The organism is Microbispora sp. NPDC088329 (assembly GCF_040685655.1).
Lineage (GTDB): Bacteria > Actinomycetota > Actinomycetes > Streptosporangiales > Streptosporangiaceae > Microbispora.
The window spans coordinates 52,276-67,074 of sequence record NZ_JBFBIP010000029.1; the positions used below are offsets into that span (position 1 = coordinate 52,276).

Annotated in this window: 16 protein-coding genes; 6 read left to right on the forward strand and 10 right to left on the reverse strand. The window is 69.9% G+C overall.

The features are described 5' to 3' along the window. Positions 1-198: 198 nt before the first annotated feature. Entirely contained in the window at positions 199-1,191 is a 993-nt protein-coding gene (locus AB0O28_RS35850; RefSeq protein WP_363647035.1) for a diacylglycerol kinase family protein, read from the reverse strand. A 78-nt stretch (positions 1,192-1,269) separates the two neighbouring features. On the opposite strand from AB0O28_RS35850, the gene AB0O28_RS35855 reads away from it, so the two are divergent. Further along, positions 1,270-1,680, forward strand: coding sequence for a hypothetical protein (locus AB0O28_RS35855; RefSeq protein WP_363647036.1), 411 nt, complete (start codon positions 1,270-1,272; stop codon positions 1,678-1,680). A gap of 181 nt (positions 1,681-1,861) precedes the next feature. Here the strand turns inward: AB0O28_RS35855 and AB0O28_RS35860 are convergent, their stop codons facing one another. From AB0O28_RS35860 to sodN, 3 genes are all read right to left on the reverse strand, one after another. After that, entirely contained in the window at positions 1,862-2,662 is an 801-nt protein-coding gene (locus AB0O28_RS35860) for an RNA polymerase sigma factor SigF (RefSeq protein ID WP_030511447.1), read from the reverse strand. Continuing rightward, complete coding sequence (locus AB0O28_RS35865; RefSeq protein WP_079316287.1) at positions 2,662-3,087, reverse strand: ATP-binding protein; 426 nt, start codon at positions 3,085-3,087, stop codon at positions 2,662-2,664. Before AB0O28_RS35865 ends, AB0O28_RS35860 begins: the two co-directional genes overlap by 1 nt. Positions 3,088-3,301: 214 nt before the next feature. Beyond that, on the reverse strand, positions 3,302-3,703 hold the full coding sequence (sodN, locus tag AB0O28_RS35870) for a superoxide dismutase, Ni (protein ID WP_139580370.1): 402 nt from the start codon (positions 3,701-3,703) through the stop codon (positions 3,302-3,304). A gap of 84 nt (positions 3,704-3,787) precedes the next feature. On the opposite strand from sodN, the gene AB0O28_RS35875 reads away from it, so the two are divergent. Beyond that, positions 3,788-4,102, forward strand: a complete 315-nt coding sequence (locus AB0O28_RS35875) for a S24 family peptidase (RefSeq protein WP_363647037.1) — start codon at positions 3,788-3,790, stop codon at positions 4,100-4,102. An 87-nt stretch (positions 4,103-4,189) separates the two neighbouring features. Here AB0O28_RS35875 and AB0O28_RS35880 read toward each other — a convergent pair whose 3' ends face one another. After that, positions 4,190-4,717: a CGNR zinc finger domain-containing protein gene (locus AB0O28_RS35880; protein WP_363647038.1), complete on the reverse strand. Its 528-nt coding sequence runs from the start codon at positions 4,715-4,717 to the stop codon at positions 4,190-4,192. 298 nt (positions 4,718-5,015) lie between these two features. Between AB0O28_RS35880 and AB0O28_RS35885 the strand changes: the two genes are divergently transcribed. Beyond that, a complete protein-coding gene (locus AB0O28_RS35885; protein WP_363647039.1) occupies positions 5,016-6,179 on the forward strand; it encodes an NADP-dependent malic enzyme in 1,164 nt (387 codons plus the stop codon). Between the two features lie 178 nt (positions 6,180-6,357). After that, complete coding sequence (locus tag AB0O28_RS35890; protein WP_363647040.1) at positions 6,358-7,743, forward strand: hypothetical protein; 1,386 nt, start codon at positions 6,358-6,360, stop codon at positions 7,741-7,743. A gap of 104 nt (positions 7,744-7,847) precedes the next feature. Here the strand turns inward: AB0O28_RS35890 and AB0O28_RS35895 are convergent, their stop codons facing one another. The 4 genes from AB0O28_RS35895 to AB0O28_RS35910 all read right to left on the reverse strand — a co-directional run bounded on the left by AB0O28_RS35895 (position 7,848) and on the right by AB0O28_RS35910 (position 12,139). Next, positions 7,848-8,957 carry a hypothetical protein gene (locus AB0O28_RS35895; RefSeq protein ID WP_363647041.1) on the reverse strand — a complete coding sequence of 370 codons (1,110 nt, stop codon included), beginning with the start codon at positions 8,955-8,957 and terminating at the stop codon, positions 7,848-7,850. A gap of 206 nt (positions 8,958-9,163) precedes the next feature. Next, the gene (locus tag AB0O28_RS35900) at positions 9,164-9,448 is read right to left on the reverse strand and encodes a hypothetical protein (protein WP_363647042.1); all 285 of its coding nucleotides are present in this window, start codon (positions 9,446-9,448) and stop codon (positions 9,164-9,166) included. Positions 9,449-9,541: 93 nt separating this feature from the next. Beyond that, positions 9,542-10,768: a hypothetical protein gene (locus AB0O28_RS35905; RefSeq protein ID WP_363647043.1), complete on the reverse strand. Its 1,227-nt coding sequence runs from the start codon at positions 10,766-10,768 to the stop codon at positions 9,542-9,544. 243 nt (positions 10,769-11,011) lie between these two features. Further along, a complete protein-coding gene (locus AB0O28_RS35910) occupies positions 11,012-12,139 on the reverse strand; it encodes a trypsin-like serine protease (RefSeq protein ID WP_363647044.1) in 1,128 nt (375 codons plus the stop codon). Between the two features lie 211 nt (positions 12,140-12,350). Between AB0O28_RS35910 and AB0O28_RS35915 the strand changes: the two genes are divergently transcribed. Together AB0O28_RS35915 and AB0O28_RS35920 are read left to right on the forward strand one after the other, a co-directional pair. Then, complete coding sequence (locus tag AB0O28_RS35915) at positions 12,351-12,869, forward strand: SSI family serine proteinase inhibitor (RefSeq protein ID WP_363647045.1); 519 nt, start codon at positions 12,351-12,353, stop codon at positions 12,867-12,869. 180 nt (positions 12,870-13,049) lie between these two features. Further along, positions 13,050-14,012, forward strand: a complete 963-nt coding sequence (locus AB0O28_RS35920) for a zinc-binding dehydrogenase (protein WP_363647046.1) — start codon at positions 13,050-13,052, stop codon at positions 14,010-14,012. Positions 14,013-14,017: 5 nt separating this feature from the next. On the opposite strand, the gene AB0O28_RS35925 is transcribed toward AB0O28_RS35920, so the two are convergent. Then, a complete protein-coding gene (locus AB0O28_RS35925) occupies positions 14,018-14,758 on the reverse strand; it encodes a PadR family transcriptional regulator (protein ID WP_363647047.1) in 741 nt (246 codons plus the stop codon). Positions 14,759-14,799: the final 41 nt, after the last annotated feature.

Genomic DNA, 14,799 nt, shown 5'->3' on the forward strand with positions numbered 1-14,799 from the left:
CCCGGATCCTGGGTGGGGGCCGGGCTCATCCGCGCGATCGCCGGGGCTCTTCACGGAGGCGGTGGTCTCCGTAAAGGTCCTACGTTCCGACGTCGTAGTTCAGCTTTTCAGCCGTACCAACACCACACAAGAGGTTTGGGACAAGGTTTTGCCCGTCGTGGCTGTCGGATGCGTCACACTATGACTGGTTGTAACAGGCTAGACGAGCACTTGTAACGCGTCCGGGATAGCGCGGAAGATCACCCACTCGTGTTCCCCGAGGTAGTCGCCGTCGAGCTGGAAGGCGACCGGGCGTGAGGCACGCAGGGTGAACTCGGCCTCGTCATGGAGCTGAACGAAGTGTTTACCGCGCGGTAGTCCCCGGTGTTCGCCGATGATCTGCCGGACGAGCGAGAGCACGGTCGGCAGGTTCATCTTGCGGAGCGCGAGCATGTCGAGCCCCGTTTCGAATCCGGCCCACGGCGTCGGGTTGATCGGACGTGTGCCGGCGTACGTCCACGGCGACGTGTTGGACACGATCGCCATGAAGATCCCATCCTCTGTCGGCCGGCCGGGACGCGACAGCCGGATCGCCGGCCGTCGGCGGTCCGTCACGAAGAAGTGGCGAACCGTCGTGTTCACGTAGAGAGCGGGCAGCGCGCGGTGTCCCGCGCTCCGCAAGCCCTCCACGGCTCGGACGACCTCGGCGTCGTATCCCAACCCAGCACAAAATGTGAAATATCTGGACCTTTGCTGGTCAGGTGGCGCTCCTGCCCCCGGATCCGGGCCCGAAACCTCGTCATGCCAAATCGCCTGCCCCAAACCGATGGTCCGGTGGCGTCCTTCGCGTAGCGCCTCCAGGACGGCACCGGTCGCCTCGACCGGGTTGTTGGGCAGCCCCAGGGCGCGGGCGAAGACGTTCGCGCTGCCCCCGGGGATCACGATGAGCGCGGGCCGCTCGCTCGCGCCTTCGCCGGGCCGGGTCTCCAGCAGGCCGTTGACGGTTTCGTTGATGGTTCCGTCACCACCGAGGACCGCCACCGTGTCGAAGCCTTTGGCGTGCGCGGCGGCCGCGAGCGCGGTCGCGTGGCCGCGGTAGGCGGTCTCCTCGACGGTCAGGTCGACGGCGGCGCCGAGCGCCCGGATCAGCACGTCCCGGGTGCGCCGGTGCGTCGAGGTCGCCTTGGGATTGACGAGGAGGAGTGCCCGCATGCCTGAAGGTTAACGAACGGTTTACCGCCCATGCCGGGCGACGCCTGGCGCGCGCCTCTGCGGGTAGGGTTGGGCGGTGTGATCAGCAGTTCCGCCGGCCGCCCCGCCACGCTCACCGTGGCCGCCGCCGTCCTGGCCGCGGAGGGCCTGCTCGCCCTCGTCATGGGGGGTTTCGTCGGCGTCGAAACCGTGATCGGACAGCCCACCGACCTCGTCACCAGCATCGCGGTGGCCGGGTTCGGCGTGCTCGGCGGCGCCCTGCTGCTCTGGGTGGCCTGGGGCCTGTGGCAGGTGCTGCGCTGGAGCCGGGGCCCGGCCGTGGTGACACAGATATTCGCGCTTCCGGTGGCGATCAGCCTCATCCAGTCCGCGCAGTACGCCTTCGGGGTCCCGCTCGTCGCCGCGGCGGTGGTCGCCCTGGTCGCGTTGCTCGCGCCGGCCTCCACCCACGCCCTCATGGGGGAGGACGGCACTCCCGGCGAGTCCTGAGCCGCGCGGTCTCCGACTGGGGCGCCGCAGGGGGGAGTGCGGCGTCACAGTCGTCGCGTCGCGTCCGTCATCGGGCCCAGTGGTCCTGTCTCCAGTCCGTGGCGGTCCGTGGCCGGCTGTCGCGTTCGCCCGGCCCCGATCACTCCCCGGCGGTCACTCCCCGGCGGCCACTCTCCGACGGTCAGTCCTCGGCGGTGAGGCCCTCGCGGAGCTGGGCCAGGGTCCGGGCGAGCAGCCGGGACACGTGCATCTGCGAGATCCCCAGCTCGGTCGCGATCTGCGACTGCGTCATGTTGCCGAAGAAACGCAGGAGCAGGATCCGCTTCTCACGCGGCGGCAGGCGCTCCAGGAGTGGCTTGAGCGACTCGCGGTACTCCACACCCTCCAGGGACTCGTCCACGATGCCGAGCGAGTCGGACACGGCGGGAGCGTCGTCGTCGCCCGAGTCGGGCGCGTCGAGCGACACGGTGGAGTAGGCGTTGGCCGACTCCAGGCCCTCGAGGACCTCCTCCTCGCTCATGCCCAGGTGGACGGCGAGTTCGGCGACCGTGGGCGCCCGGCTCTCCCGCTGCGACAGTTCGCTTATCGCCTTGGTGAGCGAGAGCTTCAGCTCCTGCAGCCGGCGCGGCACGCGGACCGCCCAGCCCTTGTCGCGGAAGTGCCGTTTGATCTCGCCGACGATGGTCGGGGTGGCGTACGTGGAGAACTCCACGCCGCGCGCGAGGTCGAAACGGTCGATCGACTTGATCAGGCCGATCGTGGCGACCTGCGTGAGGTCGTCGAGCCACTCGCCCCGGTTGCGGAAGCGGCGGGCGAGGTACTCCACCAGTGGCAGGTGAAGCTCGACCAGCTCGTCGCGGATGCGCTGCCGCCTGGGGTCGTCAGGCGGAAGCTCCGACAGCTCGGCGAAGAGTGTGCGCGCGCGGACGCGGTCCGGCACCGCCGAGTCGCCGGAGGTCATCGCACTCGTCCTTTCCGTCATCACGACGGCCTCGCCGTGCTCCGGCGCTTACGCAGCACGATCGCCAGGTGGTCGGCGTGGTCGGAGATGGCGTCCACGTCGTCGGCCAGCGCGGTCAGCACCATCCAGGCGAAGTCCTCCCGGTTGGGCGAGCTGACGCCGAGCGTGTTGACCTCGACGCGAACCGTCATCTCCTGGCCCGTGAGTTCGAACTCCGCGAGGAGGTCGGTCCCGGGCACGGCGTGCCGCAGCAACATGGCGCACGCCTCGTCGACGGCGATGCGCAGGTCCTCGATCTGGTCGAGGGTGAAGTCGAGCCGTGCGGCGAGCCCGGCGGTGGCCGTGCGCAGCACGGACAGGTAGGCGCTCACGGCGGGCAGCCGGACACTCACAGCATCGCGAATCCCGGTCAGATCCACCGCAGGCGTCTCGGTTTCCTCGGTCACGTTCCTCCTCGCCCTTTCAGCCGGCTGAGTGCCGCTGACTGCAACTTACCGCCACTCGCGCGGTGCTGCCCCGGCTGAACGCGCTGATTGTGGCGATCCTTGGAGGTAACTGCACGTAAATTCCGTGCTACCGAATATGGAGTTTGTATGGGCCTTGGGATGATCTGGCCCCGCGCGGCCCCTGAAGGCCGTGCGGGGCGCGAGATCCCGAGACTCAGGCGGCCTTGGTCTCCCAGAAGATCTTGGCGATCTCGTCGATCTTCGCGAGGAGGTCGTCGGCCAGGGAGGGGTCGACGGTGCCCTTGGCGCCGGCGGCGCCGGCGAGCTTCGTGGCGTCCCAGAAGAGCTGGTGGAGCTGCGGGTACTGCTCGAGGTGCGGGGGCTTGAAGTAGTCGGTCCACAGCACCCACAGGTGATGCTTGACCAGCTCGGCCCGCTGTTCCTTGATGATCAGCGCGCGGGTCCTGAAGACCGGGTCGTCGTTGTCGGCGTACTTCTTAATGATCGCCTTCACCGACTCGGCCTCGATGCGGGCCTGCGCCGGGTCGTAGACCCCGCACGGCAGGTCGCAGTGGGCGGACACCTCGTGCCGGGGTCGCAGCAGTCGTGCGAGCATCGGAATCCTTCCTTAGGAATGCTGGTGACAGCACTGTTCCAGGACCGACCTTACTCGTCTCGAAATCATCGTGCGGAGGGGGATGTGCTCACCGCCGTGTGTGTCTCCGGCGACTCGATGCTGCCCGCGTTGCGGCCCGGAGACTGGCTGCTGGTACGGCTCGGCGCCCCCGTCCGGCCGGGCGACGTGGTGGTCGCCAGGCGGCCGCACGGGCTGATCGTCAAGCGGGCCTTCCGGCTCACGGGTGACGGCTGGTGGCTGGAGAGCGACAACCAGTCGGCCCCGGGGCGCCGCGACAGCTGGGACTTCGGCGCGGTGCCCGAGGAGGACGTCGTGGGCCGGGTCGTGCTGCGTTACTGGCCCCGGCCCGCGTTGCGGTTCCCCGCACCGGCCGTCTGACCCGGCCGCCTCACCCGGTCACGGCTCGATCGGGCCGTCCGGGGCGGGTCGATCGAGCCGTCTGGGCGGGACGTACCGGCGTCCGGGTCAGGCGCCCCGCTTGCGCGCCCGGTAGGCGGCCACGTTGGCCCGGCTGGCGCACCGCTCGGAGCAGTAGCGGCGCGACCGGTTGGAGGAGGTGTCGAGGTAGGCGTTGCGGCACGGCGCCGCCTGGCAGGTGCCGAGCCGGTCCACGCCGAGCCGGGTCACGACGCTGGCCAGGCCCATGACCGACCCGACCGAGAGGGCGTCGGCCACCCGGCCGCCCTCGGTCAGGTGCAGGTGCCAGGGCTGGCCGTCGTGTCCCGAGATCTGCGGATGCACGGGATGGCGGACCAGCAGCCCGTTCAGCCGCTCGACGACATCCGCGTCGTCGCCCTCCGCGGCGGACGCGAAGACCTCCGCGAGTTCGTCGCGCAGCTCGCACAGCGCGTCGATGTCACGGCGGGTGAGACGCGCTGCCGCCTCCGTACGGCCCGTCTCCTCCAGCAGGGCTCGCAGGGAGAAGGGGTTTTTGAGTTCGTCGCCCATGTTGACCAGCTGAACGGCCAGCTCGGCGTAAGACGTCAAGTCCACTGGGGCGCCCAAGTATGTAAGAGACCACTGGCAAAGCCGAGTATTACACGCCCGATGGCCTGGGGGAACACCTGATCGCGCACCGATATGTGACCCGCTCGGGCACAGGCGCCCGACACTTTCTGTGGCACAATCAGTGAAACGGGTGACCCCCGTACCCCCTCAAGAGACGGACGACCGTCAACGACGACGGCCTCCGGCGGCTACCGAAGCCAGGGCTTTCGTTCTCTTGACGGCGTCTACCGAAGGAACTCGTCCTTTCGACACTGGGGTCGCTGTGACCGTTACATCTGCTTCCTTGGAATCGCTCGACCTGGATCCCGCGTTCGCGCTGCACCGCGGCGGCAAGCTGGAGGTCCGCTCCACCGTCCCGGTTCGCGACGCCGACGATCTGTCGCTCGCGTACACGCCCGGGGTCGCCCGCGTCTGCACCGCCATCGCCGACAACCCGGACCTGGTCAACGACTACACCTGGGTCTCCAACGTCGTGGCCGTGGTCTCCGACGGCACCGCGGTCCTGGGGCTCGGCGACATCGGCCCCGCCGCCGCCATGCCCGTGATGGAGGGCAAGGCCCTGCTGTTCAAGCAGTTCGCCGGCGTCGACGCGGTTCCCGTCTGCATCGACTGCACCGACGTGGACGCGATCGTCGAGACCGTCGTCAGGCTCGCGCCGTCGTTCGGCGGCATCAACCTCGAGGACATCAGCGCCCCCCGCTGCTTCGAGGTGGAGGAGCGCCTGCGAGAGCGCCTCGACATCCCCGTCTTCCACGACGACCAGCACGGCACCGCGATCGTGGTCCTCGCCGCGCTGCGCAACGCGGCCCGCCTGACCGGGCGCTCCCTCGGCGACCTGCGGGCGGTGGTGGCCGGCGCCGGCGCGTCCGGCGTCGCCGTGTCGCGGATCCTGCTGAACGCCGGGATCGGCGACATCGCGGTTTCCGACTCCAAGGGCGTCATCCACGCCGGGCGCGAAGACCTGAACCCGGTCAAGCGGGCGCTGGCCCGCGACACCAACAGGATCGGCCTGTCCGGATCGACCGAGCAGGCGCTCGCCGGCGCCGACGTGTTCGTCGGCCTGTCCGGGTCCACGGTCTCGGAGCAGGCCATCGCGGCGATGGCGCCGGACTCGATCGTGTTCGCGCTGTCCAACCCCACGCCCGAGGTGGACCCGGTGGTGGCGGGCCGGCACGCCCGCGTGGTCGCCACCGGCCGGTCCGACTACCCCAACCAGATCAACAACGTGCTGGCCTTCCCCGGGGTCTTCCGCGGAGCGCTCGACGTCCGCGCCACGACGATCACGGAGAACATGAAGGTGGCGGCGGCGGACGCGCTGGCGGCCGTGGTCGGGGACGACGTCGCCGAGAGTTACGTCATCCCCTCGCCGTTCGACGTCCGGGTCGCCCCCGCGGTGATCGCCGCCGTCGCGCGGCAGGCCCGGGAGGACGGCGTCGCCCGCAAGTAGCCTCCGTACGGAACCCGGAAGGGCCGCGAGCCGCGTGACCGCGCGGTGCGCGGCCCTTCCGGGTTCTCGCTGTCAAGGCCGTCGACATCTTTGGAATCCCTTTAGGTCATCACGGTTAGTGCTATAAAGAAAGCTCTCCGTTACCAACTCGGCTATTGCCTGTCCCGGTTGGAGAGCGATGCGACCTGACCCCAACCGCCTGCTCCAGCAGCACCTCACCGAAGCCGGACTGTCCCGCAAGGGCCTGGCCCGCCGGCTCAACGGTCTCGGCTCGGCCCGAGGACTGCGGGGAATGCGGTACGACCACGGTTCCGTGCTGCGCTGGATCGGCGGCCGCCGCCCGCGCGAACCGGTTCCCGGGCTGCTGGCCGAGATCTTCTCGCTGCGGCTGGGGCGGCAGGTGTCCAGGGAGGACATCGGCATGCCGTGTGGAACGGTCCCCGCCGATCTGGGACAGGAGTTCCCCCATTCGTGGGAGGAGGGTGTGGCAAGCGTGACAGCACTGTGGAGGGCCGACGTCGAGCGGCGCAGGTTCCTGCTCGACTCCACCTTCGCCCTGGGAGCGGGCTCGGCGGGCATGTTCCGCTGGCTGGCGGCGCCCGACGGGGAGCGGCTCTCCGCGAACGGGCCGCGCCGGGTCGGGCCCTCGGACGTGGCCGCGATACGCGAGGTGACCCGGTCGTTCAGCGAGCTGGACAACCGGTTCGGCGGCGGCAGCATCCGCGGGCCGGTCGTCCGTTACCTGCACACCGCCGTGACGCCGCTGCTGCGGGAGGGCGCGTACGGCGAGGCCACCGGGCGCTCGCTGGCGGTCGCGGCGGCCGAGCTGACCCGGCTCGCGGGATGGATGGCCTACGACCTGGAGCAGCACGGGCTGGCCCAGCGCTACCTGATCCAGGCGCTCGGCCTCGCGCGCGGCGCGGGAGACCACGCCCTGTGCGGCGAGATCCTGGCCGGGATGAGCCATCAGGCCGTCTACATCGGGCATCCGCGGCACGGGCTGGAGCTGGCCAGGGCGGCCGTCGCGGCGGCGCGGCGCTCGGGGGTCGGCTCTCTGCTGGCCGAGGCCCGGGTGCTGGAGGCGCACGCCCTGGCCCTGCTCGGGGAGCGCACGGCGTGCGGCGGCGCCCTGCACGAGGCGGAGATCGCCTTCGACCGGCGGACGCCGCAGAACGAGCCCGGCTGGATCGGCTACTTCGACGAGGCCTACCTGGCCGCGAAGTCGGCCCACTGCCTGCGCGACCTCGGCGACGGGACGCGGGCCGTACGGCAGGCCCGGCGCTCGCTGGTGATGGACGGGCGTTACGTGCGCGGCAGGATGTTCAACCTCTCACTGCTCGCCACGGCCCTCATCCAGGAGGGCGAACTGGAGGAGGCGTGCCAGGCGGCGTCGTCGGCCCTCGACCTCGCCGACACCATTCAGTCGGCGCGCACCCGGACGTACGCGGCGGACATGTGCCGCAGGTTCGCGCCGTACGCCGCGGAGCCACGGGTGGCGGAGCTGCTGGAGCGCGGCCGGGGCCGCGTGGCGGCGGCCGCGAACAGGGAGACGGTCGCCGTCTGATCGGTGCCTCCGGGCCCCGGGCATCAGCGCGAGGGGCCTCGGCGACGCCGCTCGGGCCGCCCTCTCCGCGCGGGGAGCCCATTCTTCGACGCCGTGGACCGGCCTTATGCGGAGCCGGCCCGCCGGGCTGTGTTGTAGACCTGGAAGAGTTCGCCGTCGAAGTACGGCGACAGCCCGGTCGCCGGGCCGGAAAGGCCGATGGTCAGGCCGTTCAGATACCCCAGGCCGCGTACGCCTCGGTAGGCGGCCAGCCACGGTGACCCGGAGGCGGTGGCGAAGGCCGAGCGCACGGCGACCAGTTCGTTCGCGTTCCTGGACAGGTCCTGGGCCAGGAAGGGCCTGCGGTAGGCCCGGGTGAGCCCGGTTCGCGCGTCGGCGGGACGTTCGGCGGTCCGCAGGGGGTAACCGAAGATGGCGAGCGGCCGGTCGACCGGCAGGTTGTAGGCGAGGCCCTGGCCGCCGACCTTGTCGCCGAGACGTCCCGCGGGAAGCAGCCTGATCCCGGTGTAGCCGGTGGCCGTGCGCCACTTGAGGCCGCCGGAGAACGCCGCGTACTGCGCCGCGTCCCGCAGCGCGACGTGCTTGGGCAGCACGCCGGCGTGGACGCTGACGAACGCGTAGTCGCGATCCAGATCGGCGTATCTGGTGAAGTCGCTGTGGGCGAAGGCCCGCTCCCCGGCGTAGACCCCCCACGGCGTGCCGCCGCCGGCGAACCCCGGTATGAAGATCCAATACCGGTAGGGCGTCGCTGTGGTCCTGCCTGTGGGCCTCATGGCGTACACGCAGTGCCCGGCCGTCGCCACGAGATTGCGATGGTCGGACTGCACGGACGTGCCCGCGCACCAGTGGGGCCGGCCGTCCGCGCCGACGAAGAAGACCTTGCCCGTCGTCCTCGGCAGGTTGACGTTCCTCGACGGGCCACTGGCCCGCTTGACCCCGGCGGCGGCGGGCACCACGCCCCGTACGCCGCCGGGAGCGGAGCTCTCGGCTGTGACGGCGGTGGCCGCGATGCCGGCCGGAGCGGCCACGGGAGTCGCGCCGGAGAGTGAGCGCCCGCCGTCCCTGAGCCAGTAGGCGAGGATGGAGGTCACCTTCGCGCCGGAGGCGAGGGGGGTCGTCACGGTGATCTCGTAACCGTGAGCGGGCACCGCGCTCCCGACGACGAGCGACGCGGCCGCCGCCGCACCCCACAGCGGGGGGAGGATGCGCTTCAACCGGATCTCCTTGCTGTGGAACGTCTCCCTCGCCCCGCGGCCCTCGGGAGTGCGGTGTGTACGGGCTGCGAAGGAACATACAGCGATGGGGATCAAGTCGGGAAAACAACGCGGCGATTGGCCGGTGACCTTCGCGACACCTGAGGGAAAAACGCCAGAAACGCCGAAGTGCCCCGCCGGTGTCGACGGGGCACTTCGGCCGGTGCTCACTCCTGCGTCGCGAGAGAGGGGGCCTCCTGGGCGAACGTGATGACGATGTCCCGGCCGTTGGCGTAGCTGACCACCGGCCGCCCGAGCGTTTCACCCGCCCTGCGGGCGACCGCCTGCCACAGATCGACCATCTCCGGGGTGTCGGCGGTGATCCTGAACCGCCCCTTCGTGACGAGGTGTTCGGTGACGAGCCGCGAGAAGTTGATCTCGCCGCGCGCCCTTTCCTCCGCGTTCAGGGGGGTACGCCGGGGGGCGGGCTGCGTACTGAACGGGTGGGTCATCGTTGATCTCCTCGCGGTCGCCGTCCGCCCAGCATGCCACGCGCGGTCTGCCCGCGGAGTGCTGCCGGGCGGCCGGCGGCCGCTTGCGGAGCGTCAGGCGATGGAGCCGGACCAGTTGTTGGCGGCGGCCTTGTAGACGCCGTAGGTCTCGCCGTCGAAGTACGGGGAGACGCTGGTGTCGATCCGCTTGTTGCCGTCGGTGTCGGAGACGGCGCTGGTGACGCCGTTGAGGTAGCCGAGCCGCTTGGCGCTGCTGTACTTCAGCAGCCACGACGAGCCCGAGGAGCCCTCACCGGTGAAGGACGACTTGACGCCCACGAGCTCCTCGCCCTTGACCGAGGGGGCCTTGGCGGCGAAGGTCTTGCCGTACGACCACTTGAGGGTCTGGCCGGTGAAGGCGTGGTTGCCGTCCGGGTGCGACCCGCTCGGGTAGCCGAACACGTAGACCGAGCTGCCGACCTTCTGGTTGTAGGCCAGGCCCTGCCCGCCGACGTTGCTTTCGAGCCGGCCGGCGTCGGTGAACTTGACGACGTAGTACTTGCCGCCCCTGCTCTTGCGGATGAAGCGGTCGTACTGGTTGTAGGTCTTCCTGTCGACCTGCTTCCAGTTCCACTCGGCGACGTTGCGCAGGTCGCCACCGCGCCCCGCCTTGATGCCGTTGTAGACGGTCACGAACGCGTAGTCGCGGTCGCCGTCCTCGTAGACGTCGAAGTCGTAGTGGGTGTACGCCGTCTTGCCGACGTAGATGCCCCACGGGGCCTTGCCCTGGTAGTAGCCGGGGATGAAGACCCAGCGGTCCATGGTGGCCTTGTTGGACTTCGTGTCGTAGACGCAGTGCCCGGCCGTGGCGACCAGGTTGCCGTACTTCGACTGGACGGAGGTCGCGCTGCACCAGTGCGGCCGGCCGTCGGCGCCGCGGAAGAAGACCTTGCCGGTGGTGCGCGGCAGGTTCACGTTCTTCAGCGTGCCGCCGGACCCGCCGCTGCCGGTGGGGGAGACGGTGCCGGGCTTGCTGTCGGCGGACGGCCCGCCCGTCGACACGTGCTTCGCGCTCACCTGGCTCTCGTAGCCGTACGGGGTGGCCTTGATCAGGTTGGAGGCCTTCTCGTTGAGCCAGTAGGCGACGACGTTCTTCGCGGCGAGGCCGCTGCCGGCCAGGGTGTCGTGGGCCGTGTCACCGGCGGCCTGAGCCGGGACCGCCATCGTGGCCCCGACGAGGCCGGCGACGGCCACGCCCCCGATGGGGAGGATGAGGCGCTTGACTCGGGTGTTCATGAATCTCCAGATGCTGTCGTGGTAGGCCACATGCGTCCCACTCATCAGTAAAGGGCTAGTAAAGACATTACCTCTCGCCTTTACCCGTGCTTTACGTGCTTCTACGTCCGTCACGCTCGCGACTCTTACGCGATCATTAACAGCGCTTGTCAATGCCGGAAGCGTGGCGCGGCATCAGTGCAGGTCGCTTAGAAGGCCTTCTGTGTCAAATCGCCTACTGTGCGCAGTCGGACGAGAGATCGGGATGTGATGCGAATCACATTGAGGGCTTCGTGGCCCGCGTAGAGATCAGCCCGTGCCCTGCTTGCTCGCCTGCGCGTACACCCGCTGGGTCAACTGGTTGAAGTACGGCGTGGAGACGGCGTCGAGGCGTCCGCCGCCGCTGAGGTTCCAGGTCAGGCTGGTGATTCCGGTGATGTAGCCGGTCCGCGTGGCGGCGTTGTAGCCGATCACCCATGGGCCGCCGCTCGCGCCGGCCGTGAACGGGCAACTCGGCAGCCGCACCCCGTGTTCGAGTTGCCATGTCGGCGCGCTGACGAACTTCTTCTCGGTGGTGCCGCTGCAGGACTTCACCGTCTGGCCGGTGTACGGGCGGCTGCCGTCGGGGTTCGCCCCCGCGGGGTAGCCGAAGACGTAGGTCGGTCGTCCGATCGGCTTGCCGGAGGCGAAACGGAAGGCGCCCACCTTGTCCTCCAGGCGGCCCACGTCGACCGACCGGTACTTGAGCCTGCCGTTCTCCACGTACGGCTGCCAGGAGAAGCCCCGATGCACTGTCACGAAGGCGTAGTCGCGGTCGAAGTCGCCCTGGCCGGCGAAGTCCTCGTGCATGTAGAGCGTGTGGCCGACGAAGATGCCGGAGGGGGCGACGCCGTCGTGATAGCCGGGAATGAAGACCCAGTTGGCCACCGGCTTGTCCTGGGAGAGTGTGTACGCGCAGTGCCCGGCGGTGGCGACGAGGTTGCGGTGGGCCGAGTGCACCGCGGAGGCGGAGCACCAGTATTCCTTGTCGCCGATCTTGAAGAACACCTTGCCCACCATCGGCGGGGAGGCCTCGGGCGGGGGCGCCACGGCCCGGGGCGCCCTCGCGCGCGGTGTCGTGTCTCCCGGGCCCATCTCCACCGCGGAGGTCGTGCTCCTGGTGGTGGGGGACGGCTTCGTGCTCGGCACGTAGCTGCTGGCCTGCTTGAGCCGCTCCGGGCTCCAGTACGCCGCCACCCGCTGCTCGTCCGCTTGGCTCGGGGCGAGGGGGAAGGCGCTGACCCCGCCCTTGCTGACGCCGGTCACGGCGGAGACCGTCGTCGTGGCGACGCGGGACGGGACGGTCGCGGGAATGGCCGGTCCTTGACTCCACAGAACGGCGACCGCACTCGCGGCGGCGACGACGCCACGCGCGGCGAGTGTGAGCTTCCTGGTCACCGTGGACCTCTCAGTGTGGAGATATGGATACTAAGGGGTGATTTTTCCAGATCCATACGGTTGTGGCACACCTTCTTGTCCAGCTCGTTATGAAGCGAGCGGAACCGATGTGGTCTGTGGTACATCACATTCCGGTGCGGTTCCGGAGTGGGCGCTTGCCCCGGAGGTCGCCCGTGAGGACGCTGGTCACCAGCGGAAACGGGGGGATCGCATGAAACCGCTGCTTGTTCTACTGACCGGTACGGCACTGGCCGCCGGCTTCTCCGCCCCGGCCCGGGCCCAGGCCGGCGCCTCCGGCGACGGCGGAACGGCTGCCCGAGCCGAGCTGCTCGCATCCGTGACGCCCACGGGGGCGGACACGCTGCCGGCGCCGCCGCCGCCCGAGATCGCCCTGCGGGACGTGCGGCCGCCGTCCTCCCGGGTGCGGGCGGTGATCCTGACCGTCGCGGACGGCGAGCAGGCGGAGCCGCCGACGCGGTCGGTCTTCCTGAACTGCGCGCCGGTGGGCGGCTCGCACCCCTCGCCGGAAAAGGCCTGCACGTGGCTGAACAGCACGAATCTCGACCCGGGCGCTCTTCGGGTGAACGAGGCCGAGCCCTGCACGATGATCTACGCACCTGTCACGGTCACCGCCAGCGGCATCTGGGACGGGAAGTACTTCCAGTTCCGGCGCACCTTCGGCAACGACTGTGAGAAGCGGTCGGCCGCCGGAGCATTGTTCGACTTCTGACCCGGATAGTCGACCGCACGCGGCGTACAGGGAACGTAAAGGGCAAATAGGGAAACCGCGGCGAGGGGCCCGGGGGCATGTCCGCCAGGTCCCGCCGGTCTCGTCGAGTGTCGAGGGCACCGGCGGCGAGCCGTGCGCGGGCGTCCGGACACGGCGCGACTGCCGGAGTAATGTTCTGGCATGTTCGCCGTCACCGCCACACAGACCGATCCGGACGACCCGCTCAAGGGCCTGACGCTCGGGGAGCACCCCGAGCCCGCCGTACCGGAGGAATGGACGACCGTCACGGTCCGGGCCGCCGCGCTGAATCACCACGACCTGTGGACCCTCAAGGGGGTGGGGATCAGCCAGGACCGGCTGCCGATCGTGCTCGGCTGCGACGCGGCGGGGATCGACGAGGACGGCAACGAGGTCATCGTCCACTCGGTGATCGGCACACCGGTCGACGGGGACGAGACCCTCGACCCGGCGCGTTCGCTGCTGTCGGAGAAGCACGACGGGACGTTCGCGGAGAAGGTGGCGGTGCCCCGCCGCAATCTGGTGCCCAAGCCCGCGGCGATCTCCTTCGAGGAGGCGGCCTGCCTGCCCACGGCCTGGCTGACGGCCTACCGCATGCTTTTCGACAAGGCCGGACTGGAGCCGGGCTCGACCATCCTCGTCCAGGGCGCCGGCGGCGGCGTGGCGACCGCGTTGATCGCGCTCGGCCGGGCCGGCGGCTTCCGTGTCTGGGCCACCAGCCGCTCGCAGGACAAGCGCGAACGGGCCCTCGCGCTCGGCGCCGACCGGGTGTTCGAGACGGGCGCGCGGCTGCCCGAGCGGGTGGACGCGGTGATGGAGACGGTCGGCGAGGCCACCTGGAAGCACTCGCTCAGCTCCCTGCGCCCGGGCGGCCGGATCGTCACCTGCGGCGCGACGAGTGGCATGGTCGCCGCGACGCAGCTCGCGCAGGTCTACTTCCTGCAAAAATCGATCATCGGATCCACGATGGGGACGCGGGGGCAGCTCGCGCGGCTCGCGGTGTTCCTGGAGCAGACGGGTGTCCGGCCGACGATCGACCGGGTGCTGCCGATGGCCGAGGCGGAGGAGGGATTCGCCGCCATGCACCGCGGCGAGATCTTCGGCAAGGTGGTCTTCACGCTCTGACGGGTTCAGGAGCCCAGGGCCCGGCGGATGCGCTCGGCGGCCTCGTCGAGAGCGGCACGGCACTCGGCCAGAGCACGCTCGTCACGCACGCCCGCGCCGGACGAGCGGTGAACGTCGGCGACGAAATCGGCCAGCATCCGGCTGAGCGCGACGTCGTGGCCGCCCTGCCGCTCGCCGCCGAATCCCCAGGACTCCTCCCAGATCCGGCGCCACTCGTGCTGCCAACGGTCGCTCTCCTCCTTCCACTGGCGCTTGTGGCGGCGCCATTCCTCCTTCTGCCTGCGCCACTCCTCCTTGGCGTGGTCGCGCTGCCGCCGCCACTCCTCCTTCTGCTCATGCCGCGGGTCTCGGTCGTCGTGACCGATGTCCCTGGCCATCTGGGTGAGCTCCTCGCGCAGGGAACGTACGGTCTGCCGCACGTCCTCCTTGACCTCCCGCGCGATGTCCTGGACCGAGGCGGTGATCTCCTGCTCCAGATCGGCCAGCTCGTCCATCCGGTCGTTCAGCTCGGCCCGGCCCTTGTCGGTGAGCGTGAAGACCTTTTTGCCGTCCACTACCTCGTGGGTGACCAGGCCCTCGTCCTCCAGCCGGGCCAGCCGGGGATAGATCGTGCCGGGGGAGGGGGAGTAGACGCCGAGGAAGCGGTCCTGCAGGAGCCGGATGACCTCGTAGCCGTGCCGCGGGCTCTCTTCCAGCAGCTTCAGCAGGTACAACCGCAACCGGCCGTGCCCGAACACCGGACTCATGCTCTCTCCTCGATCTCGGCTCGCGTCACGCCGCACGCCGT

Bases quoted from the DNA above. Each gene is read 5' to 3' on its own strand.
- AB0O28_RS35850 (WP_363647035.1), bottom strand. From the start codon at position 1,191: ATGCGGGCACTCCTCCTCGTCAATCCCAAGGCGACCTCGACGCACCGG.
- AB0O28_RS35860 (WP_030511447.1), bottom strand. From the start codon at position 2,662: ATGACGGAAAGGACGAGTGCGATGACCTCCGGCGACTCGGCGGTGCCG.
- sodN (WP_139580370.1), bottom strand. From the start codon at position 3,703: ATGCTCGCACGACTGCTGCGACCCCGGCACGAGGTGTCCGCCCACTGC.
- AB0O28_RS35890 (WP_363647040.1), top strand. From the start codon at position 6,358: ATGCGACCTGACCCCAACCGCCTGCTCCAGCAGCACCTCACCGAAGCC.
- AB0O28_RS35900 (WP_363647042.1), bottom strand. From the start codon at position 9,448: ATGACCCACCCGTTCAGTACGCAGCCCGCCCCCCGGCGTACCCCCCTG.
- AB0O28_RS35905 (WP_363647043.1), bottom strand. From the start codon at position 10,768: ATGAGTGGGACGCATGTGGCCTACCACGACAGCATCTGGAGATTCATG.
- AB0O28_RS35915 (WP_363647045.1), top strand. From the start codon at position 12,351: ATGAAACCGCTGCTTGTTCTACTGACCGGTACGGCACTGGCCGCCGGC.
- AB0O28_RS35920 (WP_363647046.1), top strand. From the start codon at position 13,050: ATGTTCGCCGTCACCGCCACACAGACCGATCCGGACGACCCGCTCAAG.
- AB0O28_RS35925 (WP_363647047.1), bottom strand. From the start codon at position 14,758: ATGAGTCCGGTGTTCGGGCACGGCCGGTTGCGGTTGTACCTGCTGAAG.